Source organism: Herbiconiux sp. SALV-R1 (genome assembly GCF_013113715.1).
GTDB lineage: Bacteria > Actinomycetota > Actinomycetes > Actinomycetales > Microbacteriaceae > Herbiconiux.
Genome location: NZ_CP053344.1, coordinates 3,738,332 through 3,755,758 on the forward strand (window position 1 = coordinate 3,738,332; position 17,427 = coordinate 3,755,758).

The 17,427-nt window shown below is 68.0% G+C and carries 18 protein-coding genes; 9 read left to right on the forward strand and 9 right to left on the reverse strand.

The window, feature by feature from the left end; genetic code table 11:
- Window positions 1–4: 4 nt before the first annotated feature.
- The 4 genes from HL652_RS17815 to HL652_RS17830 are packed head-to-tail and all read left to right on the forward strand — an operon-like array spanning window position 5 to window position 3,832.
- A complete protein-coding gene (locus HL652_RS17815; protein WP_171706550.1) occupies window positions 5–1,267 on the forward strand; it encodes a D-arabinono-1,4-lactone oxidase in 1,263 nt (420 codons plus the stop codon).
- A gap of 41 nt (window positions 1,268–1,308) precedes the next feature.
- On the forward strand, window positions 1,309–2,151 hold the full coding sequence (locus HL652_RS17820; protein ID WP_171706551.1) for an IclR family transcriptional regulator: 843 nt from the start codon (window positions 1,309–1,311) through the stop codon (window positions 2,149–2,151).
- Window positions 2,109–3,194 (forward strand): zinc-dependent alcohol dehydrogenase, encoded by a 1,086-nt coding sequence (locus HL652_RS17825; protein ID WP_171706552.1) that lies wholly within the window; start codon window positions 2,109–2,111, stop codon window positions 3,192–3,194. The genes HL652_RS17820 and HL652_RS17825 overlap by 43 nt, the downstream gene beginning before the upstream one ends.
- On the forward strand, window positions 3,191–3,832 hold the full coding sequence (locus tag HL652_RS17830) for a bifunctional 4-hydroxy-2-oxoglutarate aldolase/2-dehydro-3-deoxy-phosphogluconate aldolase (protein WP_171706553.1): 642 nt from the start codon (window positions 3,191–3,193) through the stop codon (window positions 3,830–3,832). The genes HL652_RS17825 and HL652_RS17830 overlap by 4 nt, the downstream gene beginning before the upstream one ends.
- 112 nt (window positions 3,833–3,944) lie before the next feature.
- Here the strand turns inward: HL652_RS17830 and HL652_RS17835 are convergent, their stop codons facing one another.
- Entirely contained in the window at window positions 3,945–4,688 is a 744-nt protein-coding gene (locus tag HL652_RS17835; RefSeq protein ID WP_171706554.1) for an SDR family oxidoreductase, read from the reverse strand.
- 83 nt (window positions 4,689–4,771) lie between these two features.
- Between HL652_RS17835 and HL652_RS17840 the strand changes: the two genes are divergently transcribed.
- Window positions 4,772–5,332: a TetR/AcrR family transcriptional regulator gene (locus tag HL652_RS17840; RefSeq protein ID WP_171706555.1), complete on the forward strand. Its 561-nt coding sequence runs from the start codon at window positions 4,772–4,774 to the stop codon at window positions 5,330–5,332.
- A gap of 155 nt (window positions 5,333–5,487) precedes the next feature.
- Here the strand turns inward: HL652_RS17840 and HL652_RS17845 are convergent, their stop codons facing one another.
- The gene (locus HL652_RS17845; RefSeq protein WP_171706556.1) at window positions 5,488–6,399 is read right to left on the reverse strand and encodes an alpha/beta fold hydrolase; all 912 of its coding nucleotides are present in this window, start codon (window positions 6,397–6,399) and stop codon (window positions 5,488–5,490) included.
- A gap of 243 nt (window positions 6,400–6,642) precedes the next feature.
- On the opposite strand from HL652_RS17845, the gene HL652_RS17850 reads away from it, so the two are divergent.
- The gene (locus tag HL652_RS17850; protein WP_171706557.1) at window positions 6,643–7,530 is read left to right on the forward strand and encodes a MarR family winged helix-turn-helix transcriptional regulator; all 888 of its coding nucleotides are present in this window, start codon (window positions 6,643–6,645) and stop codon (window positions 7,528–7,530) included.
- A 55-nt stretch (window positions 7,531–7,585) separates the two neighbouring features.
- On the opposite strand, the gene HL652_RS17855 is transcribed toward HL652_RS17850, so the two are convergent.
- Genes HL652_RS17855 through HL652_RS17875 form a run of 5 tightly spaced genes read right to left on the reverse strand, consistent with a single transcriptional unit; the run spans window position 7,586 to window position 11,892 of the window.
- On the reverse strand, window positions 7,586–8,047 hold the full coding sequence (locus HL652_RS17855; protein WP_171706558.1) for a nuclear transport factor 2 family protein: 462 nt from the start codon (window positions 8,045–8,047) through the stop codon (window positions 7,586–7,588).
- Window positions 8,044–8,811 (reverse strand): HpcH/HpaI aldolase family protein, encoded by a 768-nt coding sequence (locus HL652_RS17860; protein ID WP_171706559.1) that lies wholly within the window; start codon window positions 8,809–8,811, stop codon window positions 8,044–8,046. The genes HL652_RS17855 and HL652_RS17860 overlap by 4 nt, the downstream gene beginning before the upstream one ends.
- Window positions 8,808–9,821, reverse strand: a complete 1,014-nt coding sequence (locus HL652_RS17865; RefSeq protein ID WP_253743428.1) for a PDR/VanB family oxidoreductase — start codon at window positions 9,819–9,821, stop codon at window positions 8,808–8,810. Before HL652_RS17865 ends, HL652_RS17860 begins: the two co-directional genes overlap by 4 nt.
- 2 nt (window positions 9,822–9,823) lie before the next feature.
- Entirely contained in the window at window positions 9,824–10,987 is a 1,164-nt protein-coding gene (locus HL652_RS17870; protein ID WP_171706560.1) for a Rieske 2Fe-2S domain-containing protein, read from the reverse strand.
- The gene (locus HL652_RS17875; protein WP_171706561.1) at window positions 10,984–11,892 is read right to left on the reverse strand and encodes a cupin domain-containing protein; all 909 of its coding nucleotides are present in this window, start codon (window positions 11,890–11,892) and stop codon (window positions 10,984–10,986) included. Before HL652_RS17875 ends, HL652_RS17870 begins: the two co-directional genes overlap by 4 nt.
- Before the next feature lie 172 nt (window positions 11,893–12,064).
- On the opposite strand from HL652_RS17875, the gene HL652_RS17880 reads away from it, so the two are divergent.
- Complete coding sequence (locus HL652_RS17880) at window positions 12,065–12,973, forward strand: VOC family protein (RefSeq protein ID WP_171706562.1); 909 nt, start codon at window positions 12,065–12,067, stop codon at window positions 12,971–12,973.
- Window positions 12,970–13,683 carry a class II aldolase/adducin family protein gene (locus HL652_RS17885; protein ID WP_171706563.1) on the forward strand — a complete coding sequence of 238 codons (714 nt, stop codon included), beginning with the start codon at window positions 12,970–12,972 and terminating at the stop codon, window positions 13,681–13,683. Before HL652_RS17880 ends, HL652_RS17885 begins: the two co-directional genes overlap by 4 nt.
- Here HL652_RS17885 and HL652_RS17890 read toward each other — a convergent pair.
- Window positions 13,664–15,286 carry a GMC family oxidoreductase gene (locus HL652_RS17890; protein ID WP_171706564.1) on the reverse strand — a complete coding sequence of 541 codons (1,623 nt, stop codon included), beginning with the start codon at window positions 15,284–15,286 and terminating at the stop codon, window positions 13,664–13,666. The two genes, HL652_RS17885 and HL652_RS17890, sit on opposite strands and share 20 nt — an antisense overlap.
- Before the next feature lie 150 nt (window positions 15,287–15,436).
- Between HL652_RS17890 and HL652_RS17895 the strand changes: the two genes are divergently transcribed.
- Entirely contained in the window at window positions 15,437–16,156 is a 720-nt protein-coding gene (locus HL652_RS17895) for a TetR/AcrR family transcriptional regulator (RefSeq protein ID WP_171706565.1), read from the forward strand.
- Between the two features lie 48 nt (window positions 16,157–16,204).
- Here HL652_RS17895 and HL652_RS17900 read toward each other — a convergent pair whose 3' ends face one another.
- Complete coding sequence (locus HL652_RS17900; RefSeq protein WP_171706566.1) at window positions 16,205–17,392, reverse strand: ABC transporter substrate-binding protein; 1,188 nt, start codon at window positions 17,390–17,392, stop codon at window positions 16,205–16,207.
- Window positions 17,393–17,427: the final 35 nt, after the last annotated feature.

Below are 17,427 nucleotides of genomic sequence, written 5' to 3' on the forward strand. Positions count from 1 at the left end.
GAGCATGCCTACGAAGAGCCAGCACACCAACTGGGCCGGCACCTACACCTACGCGTTCGACGCCATCGAGCAGCCCACGACGGTCGACGATCTGCAGCAGATCGTCGCCGATGCCGAGTCGCTGACCGTCGTCGGGTCGCGCCATTCGTTCTCGGGTATCACTGATGGTCGTCGAGCGGTGGCCTCCCCGGTCGACCTCGAGACGGTCTCGGTCTCCGCAGACAGATCCACCGTCGATGCGCCCGCAGGCATCACATACGGGTCACTCGCCTCGGTGCTGCACCGCGAAGGCCTGGCACTCCACAATCTCGCCTCCCTGCCGCACATCTCGATCGCCGGGGCGATCGCCACCGCCACCCATGGCTCCGGGCGGGCCAACGGAAATCTCGCCACCGCAGTCGTCGGCCTTCAGCTGGTTCTCGCCGACGGCAGTCTCCTGGAGGTCGACGAGGATCATCCCGATTTCGCGGGGATGGTCGTGCATCTCGGCGCTCTGGGTGTTGTCACTCGAGTGCGACTCCGCGTCGAGCCGGAATTCGAGGTCGAGCAGCGCGTCTACGAGAACGTGCCGTGGGACTCGGTCCTGGCCAACTTCGACGAGCTGATGGATGCTGCGTACAGCGTCAGCATCTTCACCGACCGTGCTCAAGCCACGACCCAACTCTGGTTGAAGCAGCGCACCGATCGCGCCGCGCTACCGCTCGCCGTTCTCGGACACGCGACCGCCACCGAGCACCTGCACCCCCTCCCCGGGTTCGACGCGATCAACTGCACGCGGCAGCTGGGCATCCCGGGCCTGTGGTCGGAGAGGCTTCCGCACTTCCGTATGGACTTCACACCCAGTAACGGTGAGGAACTGCAGTCCGAGTTCCACCTGCCGGCGGCGAGCGCACCCGAAGCGGTGCGTGCGTTGCTGCCGCTGCGCGATCAGCTCTCGTCCGTCCTACAGGACTGGGAACTGCGTGCCGTGGCTGCCGACACCCTCTGGCTGAGCCCGCAGTACGAGCGGGAGACGGTGGCCGTACACATGACCTGGGACCCGGACACCGCCCGGGTGAGCAGGGCTGTGGAGCTGGTCGAGCGGGCGCTGGCCGACTTTGAACCGCGTCCCCACTGGGGAAAGGTATTCAGTGAGTCGTCTCGGCCGGCCGCATCCCTCTACCCCCGCTTCGAGGACTTCCTCTCACTACGACAGCGCCTGGATCCCCATGGAACTTTCCTCAATCCGTGGCTGATCGCGAATGTCCTCGGAGCGGAAGGTCGATGAGCCCCGTCCAGTACAGTGCCGACGTTGCTAACGTGTTCGCCATGACAGACTCAGATTCGCTTCAGCCGAATGATCCAACCGACCGCTACACGCTGCGGAGCGTCTCCCGCGCCTTGCGTCTCCTGGATCTGCTGGGCGAGGCGGGAGGTACGGGTTTTACCGTCACGGAACTCTCCGCTCAGCTCGGGGCGTCCAAGAGCGCGACTTTCGCGCTGCTGCGCACGCTGGTCGCCCAGTCCTACGTCTCCGAGGTGCAACCGGGCCCCCGGTACCGGCTCGGTAGGGCGGTCATCCGCCTCGCCGACAGTCTCAACGAGGGGCTCGGACTGATGGATGTGTGCCGGCCGGTCATGCACGAACTCACCGCTCGCACCGGTTGGACGACCCGACTGGCAGTCGCCGATGAGGGCCATCCCGTCTTCATCGATCGCGTCGATGGTCCTGGGACCATCCGGTTCACGACCCAGCTGGGCCGCCGCGAGTTCCCCCATCACAGCGCCGCCGGAAAGGCGCTGCTGTCGACGCTGTCGGCCGAGCAGGTCGCCAGAATCGCTGCCGAGAACGGTCTTCCCGAGCGCACCCGACACACCATCACCGACGTGTCGACGCTGATGAACGATCTGTCCATGAGCCGCGAGCGCGGCTACGCGATCGACGACGAGGAAGACGACGAGGGCGTGTACTGCGTCGGCGCCGCCTTCCTCGGCCGCGACGGATCGCCTCTGGGATCCATCAGCATCACCGGCCTGAAACGTGACATCACCACCTGGCGCGCCCGAGAGCTCGGAGAGCTCGTACGGGAACACGCCGACAAGATCTCGAACGGCTTTGGAGGCCCATCATGGCAGGAGTATCTGCTGACGAATCCACCCGCGAACCACTGACCGAAAAGAGCGGCACCGGCATTGCCGTCGTCGTCAGCGCGCCACACGACATCCGCCTGACCGAACGCACATGGACGCCCCCCGGTCCGGGCGAAGTGCGTATCGTGCCCGCATTCGCTGGCGTGTGCGGCACCGATCTCGAGATCATCGACGGCGCGATGGACCCGGCCTACGTGCGCTACCCCCTGGTTCTCGGCCACGAGTGGAGCGGTACCGTCGCCGAGACGGGATCGGGGGTCACGCGTGTGCAGCCGGGCGACCATGTGGTAGTAGAAGGGATCGTCCCCGACGGGACGTGTCCCGCCTGCCGGGCCGGCGCGACGAATCTCTGCGCCCAGTACGACGAATTGGGTTTCACCAAAGACGGAGCCGCCGGTCCGAGCGTCACCGCGGCCGAACATCTGGTACACCGCCTCAGCGACTCCGTCGCCCTCGAGACAGGGGCGCTGGTCGAACCGATGGCGGTCGTCATCCGCGGCATGAACGAGCTGCCACCCGAACGCGGAAGCCGGCTTCTCGTCATCGGCGACGGCACCGTCGGACTACTCGCCGCCCACGCAGCCCGTCTGTGGTCTCCGTCATCTATCGTGGTAGCGGGCCTGCGGGAGAGTCAACGTCAGCTTGCGTTGCGGCTTGGCGCAACGGAGTTCACCACCGGCTCCATCGATCCACGCAGCTTTGACTACGTCATCGAAGCTGCCGGGGCGGTTTCCGCGGTCGAGACGGCATTCACCGCTCCGCGCCGCGGGGGGCAATTGCTACTCCTCGGCATCGCCGGCCATGAGCGCGCGGTGAGTATCAGCAGCGACGACATCGTCAACAACGATCTTCGCATTCGCGGGAGTTTCGGGTACACCGCGGAGGCATGGCGGCTCGTGGTCGCGCTTCTGAACCAGGGTTCACTCGACCCCAGCCCGGTCGTCACCCATCGGTATCCACTGACCAGTATCGAGCATGCCATCAGCGCCCTGCGTGGCCACGACCTGCCCAGTGGCGAGCCGCGCGGCAAGGTCCTGCTCGTTCCCGGCGAGGTCACGGCATGATCACCCGAGGAGTATTCGACCTCGAACAGTTGGAAGCTGCACGGATCGTCGCAATACTCCGGAGTGACAGCGCGTCCCACCTCGCCGCTTGCGCAGAGACCCTCATCGATTCCGGCATCTCCGCTCTGGAGTTCGCTCTGACGACCCCCGGCTCGGTCGAAGCCATCAGGCAGATGTCGTCTTCGATTCCAGAGGGCGTGTATCTCGGCGCGGGAACCGTCATCACCACCGAGCTGGCCTCCGCTGCGGCCGAGTCAGGTGCGAGCTTCTTCGTGACGCCTGCAGTGGTCCTCGACGTCCTGAGTGCCGCGGTCGAGCGCAGAATCCCGGTGCTCTGTGGCGCCGCAACGGCCACCGAGGCGCTGACGGCTCATAGAGCGGGTGCTCTCGCTGTGAAGGTCTTTCCAGCTGGGGTGGGGTCGCCGCAGCTCATCAGGGCACTTCGCGAGCCCCTTCCGTTCATTCCGCTCGTCCCGACCGGAGGCGTCGACGAACGCAATGCGGGCGAGTGCATCAGAGCCGGCGCGACCGCCGTCGGTGTAGGACGGAGCCTGCTCGGTGACGCCACAGAAGGAGGGTCGCTCCGCGCGCTCAGAGAACGGGCACTCCGCCTGCAGGAGGCCGTCCGGGTCGGCTGAATATGGCCCGGCGATTCACGGCCATCGGCGAAGGCTCGGACCAGCGTCCGTCGTGCGGCGTGGTGGCCGCACGACGGACCCATTCATCGCATACGGTGGCGAGCCGCCTGGCTCACGCTCGCTCAGAAGCTCGACCGGTCGCCTCGGGAAGGAAAGGCGTGGCGTACATCTCGCGGAGGTCTCCCCCGAGCTGCGCTTTGAGCCGCCGGGTGGTGTCGTCGGTGATCACCTCCCAGGCGCCCTCCGCAAGGGCGTCGTAGGTCTGGCTGACGACGCTGCCCGCTTCGATCATCGGCAGATCGAGCCCCCGAGTCATGGGAGTCTCGGCGAGGAAGAGGTGCACCCCGACGACATGAGTGCCCTGCTCTTCCAGCTCGATGCGCAGAGAATTCGTCGCCGACCACAGGGCGGCTTTCGATGCGGCGTACGCCGTCGGGACGCTGATCCAGCTCGCGGCCGAGAGCACGTTGATCACCGCGCCACCACCGTTGCGCGCGAGCACCGGCGCGAAGGCTTGAGCGACACGCAGCGCACCGAAGAAATTGGTCTCCATCGTCACACGCAGTGCGTCATCGGAACCCCTCAGCAGCGACACATCCTCGGCGAGTGCCACTCCGGCATTGTTGATGACGAGGTCGACGTCGCCGGCGGACTCCGCAGCGATGCGCGCCGCCGGTGCATCGGCGACATCGAGCACGAGGGGCACGACCCGGTCGTCTTCCCACTCACGCGGGTTCCGCGCCGTCGCGTAGACACGCGCGGCACCACGGTCGAGCGCTTGACGCACGAATTCGCGACCGAGTCCTCCGTTCGCCCCCGTCACCAATGCTGTCCGTCCGTGCAGGGTCGGCTTCATGTACGCTTCCATTCCATAGATGTGGGGACTCTCCCCACATCAGTATATGGGGACAGTCCCCACTTCGAACGGATGGGCCGACCATGACGGGGAGACCACGCGCCGATGCCGCACGCAACAGGGCGGCTCTCCTGGCGGCTGCTCGTGTCACTTTCGATGCGGAGGGAACGGATGCCTCGCTCGATAGGATCGCCCAGACCGCCGGCGTGGGGAACGCGACCCTGTACCGCAACTTCCCCACGCGCGACGAGCTGCTGGTCGAACTGATGCGAGAGAACATCCAGCACCTCATCGACAGTGGCGACGAGCTGGCGGCGGAGACCACGGCGTCAGCGGCACTCGGCGAGTGGCTATGCCGCCTCACCTGGCATCTGCGCACCTGGCACGGGATGCCGGCACGAATCATCGACGCCCTCGCCGACGACACCTCGGTCGTTCGAGAGGCATGCGCACCGTTGAGAGACCGAACTGCCGTGTTCCTCGCTGCGGCCACAGGAGGGCGTGACGTCGACGTCGACGATGTCTTCGAGCTGGTGACCCTGCTCTCATTCGGGGTGGACCGGTTCGGTGACAGCGAAGATCATGCCCGCAGGCGCGTGATGCTCGCATTCACCGGCATCCTGCCTGACACGATCTTTCCCTGAGGCGCACGCTCGCCGCGCCCCACCCCGCCCGTGCCGGTGCCCGTGCCCGTGCGAGCGAGGAGACCGTTCAGCACACGAAGAGGACCTAACTGTTCGCGCCGCGTACGCGGGACGTGCTGAACGGCCACCTCACCCCACCCTCGACGCGTCCCGCCTCAGGCGTTCTCGCGCACGAGGCGTGCGGCCAGATCGAGCGCAAAGCCGAGCTGCTGCACCTGCAGCGCAGCGCTCCCCCGCTCGAAGTCGATGGCGTGACCGGCGCCCGTGAACAGCTCCGCGTCGACCCGTGGCGAAGCAGTGAGAGCCGACACGAACTCGGCCACCTGATCGTCGCTGCTCAACCAGAGGGCGTCGTACTCGCCGTGACGCAGGTGCACAGGCACGGCAATGTCTTTCGTGATCTCGCCGAACAGCCGCGGCTCCCACAGCGTGCCGATCTCGAGCAGTTCGGCCTTGGACACGGGCACGCTCGCGAAGGCCGCAGCCTCCGGCATCTCCGGGCGACGCGTCCAGTCGCGGCCGAACATCAGGCCCGCCTTCACCCCGGGAGGGATGGGCACCCACTCCGGCGCCTGCTCCCAGTTCGCCGCGAAACCCTCGGGCAAGCGCACGAGGCAGCCCGACACGGCGATGCCGAGCAGCGGCCACCCCGGTCGGCGCGCGGCGATCGCCATCGCCACCACGGCGCCGAACGAATGTCCGATCAGGAACACCCCTGCAGTCCCCGCCCCATACTCGGTCCAAAGTTCCGCGATGAGATGGTCGAGCACCTCGGCGTTGGCCAAGAAGACCGAGTCGCCGGTGGAGACGGCGTCGCTTCCGCCGTAGCCGGGGCGGTCGAGGGCGATGACGGGTACGTCGAGGGCTGCCGCCCGATCGAGCAGCGAGTGCTGGGGCACGGTGAAGTAGTCGGAGGTGTAGCCGCCGCCATGGATGGCCACCACCAGAGGCACGTCGCGGTTGGCGAGGGCCGCCGGCGACAACCGGTGCTGCCCGGCGAAGGTCATGCCCTTGGCCGGGCCGTCGGATGCGACGGTGTGCGTGAAGCGGGTCGGGTCGTGCGTCATCGGTGCTCCAACTTTCGTCATTGAAAAGGTGTGCGCTGGGCGCGGCGGGGAGCCGCCTGAGCGGCGCGATCCCTCGAGCGCCCCATCAGATTAGTTGGTGTGCGTCTTATTTTAGAGAGCCGATCCGGTGATCGAGACGACAGGTGCGGTGGCGTCGATACGAGGAGCAGGCTAGGTGGGTCGGGCCCGGTCGGGGCGGCACGTAGTGTGCACGCATCCGGCTGCCCATAGGATGAGTGCCGGATGAATGACACCGACCTCACCACTGCGCAGGGCTTCCGCTCGACCCCGCTGCGATCGTTCTTCGGGTACGTGCTCGGCTGTACTCTGCAGCTGCACACGGCGCTCTGGACCGAGGCGATCGGCACGGAGCCCACGAGCCCCCAGTTCGCCGTCCTCGAGGCATTGGCCGCCAAGCCCGGGAGCGACCAGCGCAAGGTCGGTGAGCTCGCGTACCTCGACAAGTCGTCGACCATGGACATCGTGCGCCGCCTCACCCGCAACCAGTGGATCAGCCGCGAACGAAGCGCCCTCGACACCCGGCGCGACGTGCTCACCCTCACCGCCGCCGCCCGCTTCGCCCTCGACCAGCTCCGCCCCGCCGCGCAGAGAGTGCAGAACGAGCTGCTGTCGCCGTTGGAGGAGCCGGAGCACGAGCCGTTCCTCGCCGACCTGACCGCGGTCGGGAGGGCCGACCTCGACTCCACACGTGCCTGGACCAGCCAACTCCCCGGCGTGCTGGTGCGCCGCGCCCGCCAGGTGCACACCGCCCTGATCGGCGAGTTCGTCGGCAACGGAATCACGGGCCCGCAGCTGTCGGCGATGATCACCCTGACCCGCTCGCCGGGAATCAACCAGCGTGTGCTCGGGGAGATCGCGGCGCTCGACAAGTCCACGGCCGCCGACATCGTCTCGCGCCTCGACAAGCGCGGCTGGCTGCACCGCTATCGCGACCCCGCCGACGGACGCCGGCAGGTGCTCGAATTGACGGATGCGGGAGCCGAGGCGGCGCGCGATCTTGCGCCTCGCGTGCGTCAGGCCCAGGAGGGCGCACTCGAGCCGCTCGACCCGCCTCGACGCGAACGGTTCCTCGACGCCCTCACCCGACTCGCCCGCGTCGGCGACCTGTAGCTCGTGTCTCCCGCCGCCAGGGTGCCGGGCGCAGGGCGGCGGCTACGCGCATCCGTCACCGGGTGGGCACGGCGAGCACCGAGTCGGGAGCGATGAACTGGTGGGTGAGGCGCCGGTCGGAGATCAGCCACTCGCCGTCCACCCGCTCGTACGAGTCGGCGACGTCGGCGATCAGGAGCGGAGTGGTGACGGGGCGGGGGGCCGAACCGTCGTCTCCGAACAGGAGCAGCACCGACACCGCCGCGGCGCGGTCGCTCTCGGCGCGGAGCAGATGGAAGTTCGTGACCAGGTGGCGCGACACCCGTGGCCCACGACCCGTGCGCGCGGCGTAGACACCCGCGATCTCGTCGCGACCCCGGAAGCTCGCCCGCTCGAAGGTCAGCGTCGCATCGGGCGTGAAGAATGCCGCCGCACCGGTGCCGTCGTCGTGGTCGATCTCGTACCACAGCCCCACGACGAGTGCGTGCAGCTGCTCACGCGCATCCGCAGCTCGGAGCACATCGCTCGGCCGGTTCATTCGTCGCTCCGCCCTCGCTGCGGCCGGCCCTGGAGACCACGCCGCGCACCCTCGCCGAGGAAGGTCACATCGCTGCCGACCATGGCGAAGCGGTAGCCACCCTCGGCCAGGCGGGCGGCGTCGACACCATCGACGGCAGGCGAGCCCAGCGCCAGCACACCGGAGGCAGCCCGCTCGACTGTCTCGATGTGCGACGCGAACTGCGGGCTCGCACTGTCGACACCCGAGGAGAGACTGAGGTCGTAGGTGCCGATGAACAGCGCATCGATGCCGTCGACCGCGACGATGTCGTCGATGGCGGCCACGGCAGCCGGGCTCTCCACCTGAGCGATGACGGTCAGCGTGTCGCCCGCACCCACGAGCTCCTCCTGCGTCGAGGTCGACCAGCCGCCGAAGCGTGTCGTGGGGCTGCCCCGGCGGCTGCCGCGTGGTGCGAACCGGCAGGCCGCGACCACCGCCTCCGCTGTTCGGCGGGAGTCGACGTGCGGCACGAAGACGCCGTCGGCACCCGCGTCGAGCGCGCCCTGCAGCTCGGCGACGCTGTGACCCAGCACGCGCACGAACGCCCTGAGCCCCACGCTCTGCGCGGCGAGCACGCCGAGCGCCATCGACCGGGCGTCGTGCAATCCGTGCTCGAGATCGATCACCACGAAGTCGTAACCGGCGAAGCGCACGACCTCCATGAGTTCCGGCACAGGCAGCTTCGACCAGGTGCCGATTCCGAAACGCCGGTCGCCCCACGGCGCCACCATGCTGGCGCTCACAGATCGAGCACCAGGGTGTCGCTGAACGATCGGCTCACGCAGGTGAACACCGTCTGATTCGCCTCGCGTTCTTCTGGGGTCAGGATCTCGTCACGGTGGTCGGCGAGCCCGGCCAGGATGCGCGTCTCGCAGCTTCCGCAGTACCCCTCCTCGCACGATGAAGGAGCACCGGGAACGACCTCGCGCACGACGTCGAGGATGGAGCGGTCGACGGGCACCCGCAGACGCACTCCGCGACGCGGGAGCTCGATCTCGAACTCCCGCTCGCCGCCCTCCGGCACAGGCTTCGGCGACCCCGGCAAGCTCGATGCGAACTTCTCGGTGGTCACGCGCACGCCGGGAGCCAGCCGGTGCACAGCCTCTTCGACGGCCTCCAGCAGCCGGGCCGGACCGCAGCAGTACACTGCGACACCGTCGTCGAACGAGGAAGCGAGTTGTTCGATGTCGAGCCGCCCACCCTCGTCGCGCGCCGCCAGATGCACACGACCCGCATCGAGCGCGCGCAGTTCATCGACGAAGGCCATCGTCGACAGCGATCGCCCGGCGTAGTGCAGTTCCCAGATGGCATCGGCCGGGAGACTGCGGATCATCGGCAGGATGGGGGTTACGCCGATGCCACCCGCGATGAACACGTAGCGCCCGGCCGGCCGCAGCTCGAAGTGGTTGCGCGGCCCCCGCACCTCGAGCACCCGGCCCACGAGGGCGGTGTCGTGGATCTCGAGCGACCCTCCGCGGCCCTGCTCTTCGCGCAGCACCGAGACGCGGTAGGTGGAGCGGTCTGCGACGTCGCCGCACAGCGAGTACTGCCGCACGAGACCGCTGGGCAGCACGATCTCCAGGTGGGCGCCCGGCTGCCACTCGGGCAGCTCTGCGCCCGCCGGGTCGACGAGCACAAGGGAGACGACACCATCGGCCTCCCACCGGATCTCCCGCACACGCAGGTCGAGCCGTGGCGTGCCGGACATCCCCGGTGCCAGCGTGAGGGTGGAGCCCTGTTCTTCGGCGCTCATCGCTACCAGGTGTGCACGACGTTGGGGGTGCCGGACACGTAGTCCGCCAGGCGGCTCATGAACATGCGGCGCAGTTGGATGACACCCTTGTCGGACTGGGCGAGATTCTCCTTGCCGATGTCTGCGATGAAGCGCATGCCCATCTGCGCCACGTGATCCTCGATGTTCACCAGCAGGGGATGGTCAACGAAGTCGCGGAGGCTCTTCTCGCCGCGCAGAATCTGCTCCGCGCAGATCTCTGTGTCGGGGTACTTGGCGATCAGCGCACCCTGGCGCTCCTTGTACGCCCAGTAGCGCTCAGCTCCGGGCTCGTCTGTGTGAAGCGTCGTGACCTGGAAGCTCAGGTGCGTCTCGTCGTCGACGGGCACCCGCCACGCCACCTGCTCGAGGTAGCCGTCGCGCTGGCCGACGATGAGATGCATGGCGTTCGGCAGGATGACCATGGCCTCGGTCGGGTAGCCGTCGGCGTCGACCTCGACGGCCTTGATGCCGAGCTCGGAGCGCTCGATCGTGATGTCGCGCACCACTCCGACGCTCGCCGAGAATCCCACCTCGGTGACGGTGGGATCGCTCGACAGGCGGTGGGTGAACGGCACGTGGGCGAGGTCGAGCACGTTCTCGACATTGATGTAGTAGTTGCAGAGCCGCCGGTAGGTGCCGACGTCGTGCACGCGCGCGTTCTCCATGTCTCGGCCGTACTTCTTCGAGAAGCCGAAGATGTCGGGGAGGGCCGGCGGCTCTCCCGCCCCGAAGTAGCCGAAGATCAGGCCGTGGTGATCGGCGGCGGGGTACGTCGCGACGCGCGTACGCTGCACGAGGGTGCCTCCCTGACCCGGAGCTTCGAGGCAGGCGCCCGCGGAGTCGAACTTCCAGCCGTGGAAGAGGCATCGGATGTCGTTCCCCTCGACCGTGCCGAGGGAGAGGCGGGTCTGCCGGTGGGGGCATCCGGGCGCCGTGATGACGGGTGTGCCGTCCATGCCGCGGTAGAAGGTGAAGTCCTCTCCGAGGATCTTCAGTGGCTTCGCCTCTCCGGGAGCGAGGTCGGTCGAGAGCGCGACGGGCTGCCAGAAGTCGCGGAGATACCGCCCGGCTGCAGTGCCCGGCCCCGTGGGGAACGGGCTCAGGTCTTCTCGCACGGGTGCGGGGGGAACGACGGTGGCCATCATGAGTCCTCTCTGTTGCTGTCGTAGTCGGATTGGTTCAGCACCCAGCCCCGGGCGATGAAGTCGTCGCGGGGCGGCGCGAAGACGTCGACGAGCTCGTTCGTGCCGGGGCTCACGGCACGGGTGGTGTGCACGATGCCCGGGGGGATGATGGTGATCGACGGGCTCGTGACCTGCACGTGCTCGTCGGGCCGCCAGTCGCCGAGTCGCGCTGTCCACGGAGTGCGCAGGTGATGCACGTATTCCCCTGCCAGCGTCACCGACGCCTGCTCGAAGTCGGCGTGCTCGTGCGGGGTGAGGGAGTTCTCGTCGCGGGGGCCGAACTCGGGCTCGAACCAGTTGACCATCAGCGACTCCGTGCGGAAGATGCGCCCGAAGCGGCCGTCTGCGGGCGGGAGGTCGGCGAGCGGATGAACGCGCAGGGTAGACGGACCCGGCGCCGATTCCTCCAGTGGCGTGACCCTCGGGTCGGCGGTGGAGTACCGCTCGCTGTTGGTTGCACGATCGCGCACGGCCGAGGCACGCGCGGAGAAGACCCGCACGACGAACCCCGGCCGGAGGGAGGTCAGCGTCGTCGACCCCGCAGGGACCACGACGAAGGCCGGGCCCTCCACGACCTCCGTACCCGTGGCAGAGGCCACCTCGTACGCGGTGCCGGCGAGCACGAGGATGGCGTGCTCATCGGGCACCGACCTGGTCGGGAGCGACTCGCCGGAGTCCGTCCACGCGAGTGAGATGCACGAGTTCTGCCCACGGATGAACCACTCACGCTGCCCGACCGAGACTCCTCCGGCGATGTATTCACCGTTCAGCTCGTACACCAGGGGCTCGCGGGGGACGGAGAGTGCCGCCCCCTGCGCCGGGTGCGCCGCGAAGACGTCATCCGACGCCTGATAGGTCTCAGCCACGTTGCCACTGCTCTCTGTCGACACCACGGAACTGAATAGCTCCGTATAAGTACGAATCGGAGCGTACATCGTCAAAATCGGTAGCACAAGGCTTGTTTGAACGGTAATGTCGAACTCCTTCGAGTACGTACTATTGACCGCCGGTAATGATGCCGGATGAGAGGAAGCTCCCATGATCACGCGTGTCGGATCGATAACCCTCGACGTTCCCGACCTGGCGGCCTCGACGGCATTCTTCGTCGACAAGGTCGGCCTCGACGTGACCGATGACGACGGATCGACCGCGTTCCTCCGTGCCGCCGATCGGCATCACGACCTGATGCTGCAGCAGTCGGCGACGGACGAGACAGCTCTCCGGCATCTCAACCTCGAGGTCGAGGGCGACCTCGCAGAACACGTCGCGACGGCGGTCGCGGCGGGAGCCATCGACATCGGCCCGATCAGCCACGCGGGGGTCGCCGAGGCTCACGTTCTGGAGATCCCCTTCGGCTACGCGGTCAAGCTGTACCGGGGCATGGAGACTGTGCCCGCCCCCGCCGCGGTGGCGCTCGAGCGACCGTTCCGGTTCTCCCACTTCAACATCGCCGTGCCCGAGGTGGCGCCCATGATGGAGTTCTTCACCGCCGCTTTCGGCCTGCTGCCCTCCGACTGGATCGGCAGCAGGGAAGACCCCTTCCTCGCCTGGCTTCACTGCCCGGTCTTCAACGCCCCGCACCACGGCGTGGCGGTGCTGAAGGGCGACCCCAGACTGCACCACATCGCGTTCGACTACGGGACCCTCCCCGGGCTCGTCGGCCGGGTCGACAATTACGTCGACGACGAGCACTACCTGGTGTGGGGCCTCGGCCGCCATGGCACCGGGGGCAGTGTCTTCGCCTACACCGAAGACGCCTCTGACCTGCTCGTCGAACTCGACACCGGCATGATCTCGATCGGCGACGACCCGCGCTGGACCCATCCCCGGGTGTGGTCGCTCGAAGATCAGCGAGCCGTCGACGAGTGGGGCTCGGCGATTCCGGAGCGCTGGCTCGCGAAGCGCACCGCCTTCGTGCGCCCGTCCGACCAGGCCGTGATCCAGTGAGCCGCGAACAGGTCTCCGAGGTCGTGAAGGGTAGTCGCGCCCTCGCCGCCGCCGGCCTCGACGACATGGTGTGGGGCCACGCCTCGGTGCGCGACCCCGAAGGGAGGGGGGCCTGGATGAAGGCCTCGGGGTGGGGCCTCGGCGAGATCGACGAGTCACGCGTGCTTCTGGTGGAACCCGATGGCGAGGTGCTCGAGGGCTCCGGCCGCCGGCATCTGGAGTACCCGATCCACACCGAGATCTACGCGTCACGGCCCGATGTCGGTGCCGTGGTGCACATCCATGCCCCGGCGGTCAACGCGTTCTCCTCACTCGACGTACCCCTGCGCCCGATCTCGCACGACGCCGTGCCCTTCGACCATCCGCAGATCCCCCGCTTCGGGCGCACGGGCGCCCTCATCGCCACGCGGGAGCTGGGCGCCGCTCTCGCGGAGTCCCTCGGCGGTGCGCGGGGCGTGCTGATGCCGCATCACGGCGCTGTCACCGTCGGGCCCACCATGGGCATCGCGACCATGTACGCCGTGCTTCTCGAACGCGCCTGCCGCACCGCCCTCAGCGCGCTGGCGGCAGGCGGCTCGGCCAGCTGGTCCGACGAGGAGGAGACCGTCTTCAAGCGCGAGCAGGTGTGGAACCCCGCCCAGCTCGACGCCGGCTGGCAGCACCTGGTGCGGATGAGCGGGGTCCCGACGGTCAGCGGCGGCCCATCATGAGGTCGACCCCACGTTCGGCCACCGCGCATGCCGTCGACTCGAAGGAGTTCGAGATCATGTGCGGCATCATCGAGACATCCATCACCCGGAGGCCGGCGACACCGCGCACCCGCAGATCGGGCGTGAGCACCGCCATCGGGTCGTCGTCGGCGCCCATCTTCGCGGTGCCGGAGGGGTGGTAGTTCGTACGCAGCGTGGCGCGGATTCCCTCGAGCAGGTCTTCGTCGGAGACGGCGCGCGGCCCCGGCACCAGTTCCTCGTCGATGATGTGGGCGATCGGCTCGGACTTCGACGCCGAACGCAGGTACTTGAGCGCCTTGACGAACAGAGGGGCGTCTCGCGGATCGTTGAGCCAGTTGAAGTCGATCTCGAGGTCGGCGGCCGGGTCGGCCGACGCCAGCCGCACGCGGCCGCGCGAGTAGGGCTGCACGATGTTGGCCATGAGCGTGACGCCGTCGGTGTTCTTGCGGCCCTTCAGGAACTCACTCCAGAGCATCGGCACGCAATAGATCTGCACGTTGGGCTCTGCGGTGGCGGTGGGGTCGTCGAGGTTGAGCATGGCGATGTGATCCGGCCCGTTCGAGGTGATGGGGCCGGTCTTGAACAGCATGTACTGCAGGGCGTTCTTCACGGCCCGCAGCCCGGTGTCCTCGCCGAAGATGCCGTACTTGCCCTTCGTGGTGCCCATCCAGGACACGATCGGGTGGTCCATGAAGTTCTCGCCCACTCCGGGAAGATCGACCCGGCTCTCGATACCGAACTCGGCGAGGTGCTCAGCCGGGCCGATGCCGGAGTGCATCAGGATCTTGGGCGTGACCAGGGGGCCGGCCGTGAGGATGGTCTCCTTCGAGGCGGTCGCCGACCTCATCCGGCCTCGATGCAGGTAGTCGACCCCGACCACCCGGTCGCCGGAGAAGCGCAGGGTGCGCACCTCGGCATCCGTGACGACGGTGAGACGCGGATGCCCCATGATCGGCTTGAGGAAGGCATCGGCGGCACTCACCCGGCGACCCTTCCGGGTGTGCACCTGCATCAGCCCGACGCCGTGCAGGTCGCCGGCACCGAAATCGGTCGTGTACCGCACGCCGCGGCGCTGCATCGTCTTCATGAACAGTTCGTTGGCCTCAGTGACGTAGCCCGGATCGTTCGCCTTCAGCGGCCCGTCGCCCCCGTGCGCCTCGTTGTCGAGCCGGCGGTTGCCCTCGTGACGCCGGAAGATCGGGGCGAAGACGTCCCATCCCCAGTCGAAGCCGCCCGCCGCCTCGGTCCAGCGGTCGTAGTCGGCCTTCGAACCGCGCAGGTAGGCCATGACGTTGATGGAGCTCGAACCGCCGAGGGTGTTCCCCTGCACGACGTGGATGCGACGCCCGTTCACCCGAGGCTGGGGCACCGAGTGGTAGTGCTTCGCCCACTTCTTGCCCGCCTTGCCCTGGATGATGGTGAAGACCAGTGCCGGCCAGCGGATGAGCATGCTCTTGTCGACCGGACCACGCTCGAGCAGCAGGACCCGCGCTCCGTACTCCGTGACCAGGCGGTTCGCGGCAGCGCACCCGGCGCTCCCGGCTCCGACGACGATGTAATCGTAGGTGTCTCCATCGACCATGTGACTCTCCAGCTTTCTTCGGGATCGGTCCGGTGACCGGATGTCGCTACACTGCGATATCGCTGCTAACACTTGCGTGTTTAACTCGCTAACGCAATAGCGGCGCTAACAATTTTCCATTTCGGTGATTCGTGGCTACTCTCGACCATCATGGAGACCTCCTCACCCACGCTCGAGCGCGACGCCACCGACGACACCCGCTCGCGCATCATCGGGGCGACGGCGGCGCTGATCGCCTCGGGAGGCACGGCGGCGGCCACCACCCGGGCCGTAGCTGCCGCCGCTTCTGTTCAGGCGCCCACCATCTACCGGCTCTTCGGCGACAAGGACGGATTGCTCGACGCCGTGGCCGAGGACGCATTCTTCGCCTACATCGAGAAGAAGAGTCGGCGCCCCCTCACCGACGACCCGATCGCCGATTTCCGGCGGGACTGGGACGCGCACGTCGCCTTCGGGCTGGCGAATCCCGAAGTGTTCCTGCTCATGCACGTCAGGCGAGGCACCCCGCCGTCGCCCGCCTGGACGGCAGGCATCGCGATCGTGCGGGAGAGCGTGCGCCGCATAGCCCAGGCGGGGCGCCTGCGCATCACCGAGGAGTCGGCGGTCGATCTGGCCGACGGCGGCGTGGCGGGAACCGTGCTCACCCTCATGCGCAAGCCCGCGCGTGAGCACCAGGCGATCCTCGTCGCTGCGCGCGAAGCCGTGTTCGAGGCCGCCTTCGATCTCTCGGATCGGCCGGCGACCTCCGGCATAGCCGGCGCGGCGGCGGCCCTCCGTGCCTCGCTCGACGACATCAGCTCGCTGAGCCCTGGCGAACGCGCGCTCACGGGTGAGCTCCTCGATCGGGTGATCCAGGGCGACAGCCGCTGAGCGGGCCGGCCCCGCGAGGAGCGCCGGCCCGCCGGCCCTTCGACGGGGCTACGACCCGTCGAAGGCGAGGGTGAAGGTCGAGTCGGCCCCGAACTCCATCATGATGGGCGGCAGCGACGCGCCCTGGTGTCGCTCCGGCGACATCGCGTACTCGCCGAGCACGCCCGTGAACGCGTTCTGTTCGAGGTACCGTGCGATCTCGGGCCCGGTGGCCGCGCCACTGCGCAGAGCTGCTGCCACCTGCATCACGCTGTCGTACGCACCGGCCGCTCCTGAGCCCGGCGTCGTTCCGTACGCGGCCTCATAGGCCTCGGCGAACGCGGTCACCTGGTCGGAGTAGGCGACGGATGCGGGCACCTCGCCCGACACATCGACCCAGAACGCGTTCGTGTACAGTCCTCCGGCCGGCAGGTCGTTCGCCAGCGGGGAGAGGGCCGATATCGACGCCGATCCGGTGCCGACCCAGACCGGCTGCTCCATGCCGAGCGCCTTCACCGCCCGCACCACGGGAACGACGTTGCCGCCTGAGGTCCCCGCGATGACGAGATCCGGGTCGGAGTCGCGGAGAACCGTCATCTGGGTCTCGAGGTTCGTCTCCCCGGGGGCGAAACGCTGATCGGCGACGATCTCGAACTCGCCCGGGTCGGCGTCGACGATCGCCTCGAACAGAGACAGGTAGCCGTCGCCGCTGGCGTCGTCCTGCCCGATGAAGGCGAGCCGCTTCGCCCCGATGTCCTCGAGCCAGGCCGCCGTGGCCGCAGGGTAGTCGCGCAACGGCGCGAGCCCCCAGAAGAAGTTCTCCGTGGGCTCGAATGGCTGCGGCGACTGACAGTACTGCAGCACGTCGGCGCGGTCGAGGATGGGCTGGATGGCACGGCAGCCGCCTCCCCCGACGGTGCCGAACACCACGTCGACCTTGTCGGAGAGCGTGCGGGCGAGAGCAGCACCCGTGGCCGGGTCGGAGGTGGAGTCCTCCACCAGAAGCTCGAGCGGTGCTCCGTCGATGCCGCCTTCGTCGTTCACCTGGTCGATCGCCAGGTTCAGTCCGTTGAGCACGGGCTCGACCGCGGAGGCGAAGGGGCCTGTCACCTCGAGCACGGCCCCGAGGTGGATGGGCTCCGTCGCGCTGTCACCTCCCTCTCCGCCGTCGGATGAGGAACTCCCCGAGCAGCCGGTCAGGACGAGGCCTGCGACCAGGAGCGTCGAGGCCCCCACTGCGAGTCGTGTGCGCTTCATTCAGTACTCCTTCGTGCTGTGATGTGCGTTGGGAT

Excerpts from the sequence above, each read along its gene's own strand:
- HL652_RS17850 (WP_171706557.1), top strand. The coding sequence starts at position 6,643 with ATGAATGACACCGACCTCACCACTGCGCAGGGCTTCCGCTCGACCCCG.
- HL652_RS17855 (WP_171706558.1), bottom strand. The coding sequence starts at position 8,047 with ATGAACCGGCCGAGCGATGTGCTCCGAGCTGCGGATGCGCGTGAGCAG.
- HL652_RS17845 (WP_171706556.1), bottom strand. The coding sequence starts at position 6,399 with ATGACGCACGACCCGACCCGCTTCACGCACACCGTCGCATCCGACGGC.
- HL652_RS17895 (WP_171706565.1), top strand. The coding sequence starts at position 15,437 with ATGGAGACCTCCTCACCCACGCTCGAGCGCGACGCCACCGACGACACC.
- HL652_RS17870 (WP_171706560.1), bottom strand. The coding sequence starts at position 10,987 with ATGATGGCCACCGTCGTTCCCCCCGCACCCGTGCGAGAAGACCTGAGC.
- HL652_RS17820 (WP_171706551.1), top strand. The coding sequence starts at position 1,309 with ATGACAGACTCAGATTCGCTTCAGCCGAATGATCCAACCGACCGCTAC.
- HL652_RS17865 (WP_253743428.1), bottom strand. The coding sequence starts at position 9,821 with ATGAGCGCCGAAGAACAGGGCTCCACCCTCACGCTGGCACCGGGGATG.
- HL652_RS17840 (WP_171706555.1), top strand. The coding sequence starts at position 4,772 with ATGACGGGGAGACCACGCGCCGATGCCGCACGCAACAGGGCGGCTCTC.
- HL652_RS17890 (WP_171706564.1), bottom strand. The coding sequence starts at position 15,286 with ATGGTCGATGGAGACACCTACGATTACATCGTCGTCGGAGCCGGGAGC.
- HL652_RS17835 (WP_171706554.1), bottom strand. The coding sequence starts at position 4,688 with ATGAAGCCGACCCTGCACGGACGGACAGCATTGGTGACGGGGGCGAAC.
- HL652_RS17825 (WP_171706552.1), top strand. The coding sequence starts at position 2,109 with ATGGCAGGAGTATCTGCTGACGAATCCACCCGCGAACCACTGACCGAA.
- HL652_RS17880 (WP_171706562.1), top strand. The coding sequence starts at position 12,065 with ATGATCACGCGTGTCGGATCGATAACCCTCGACGTTCCCGACCTGGCG.
- HL652_RS17815 (WP_171706550.1), top strand. The coding sequence starts at position 5 with ATGCCTACGAAGAGCCAGCACACCAACTGGGCCGGCACCTACACCTAC.
- HL652_RS17900 (WP_171706566.1), bottom strand. The coding sequence starts at position 17,392 with ATGAAGCGCACACGACTCGCAGTGGGGGCCTCGACGCTCCTGGTCGCA.
- HL652_RS17830 (WP_171706553.1), top strand. The coding sequence starts at position 3,191 with ATGATCACCCGAGGAGTATTCGACCTCGAACAGTTGGAAGCTGCACGG.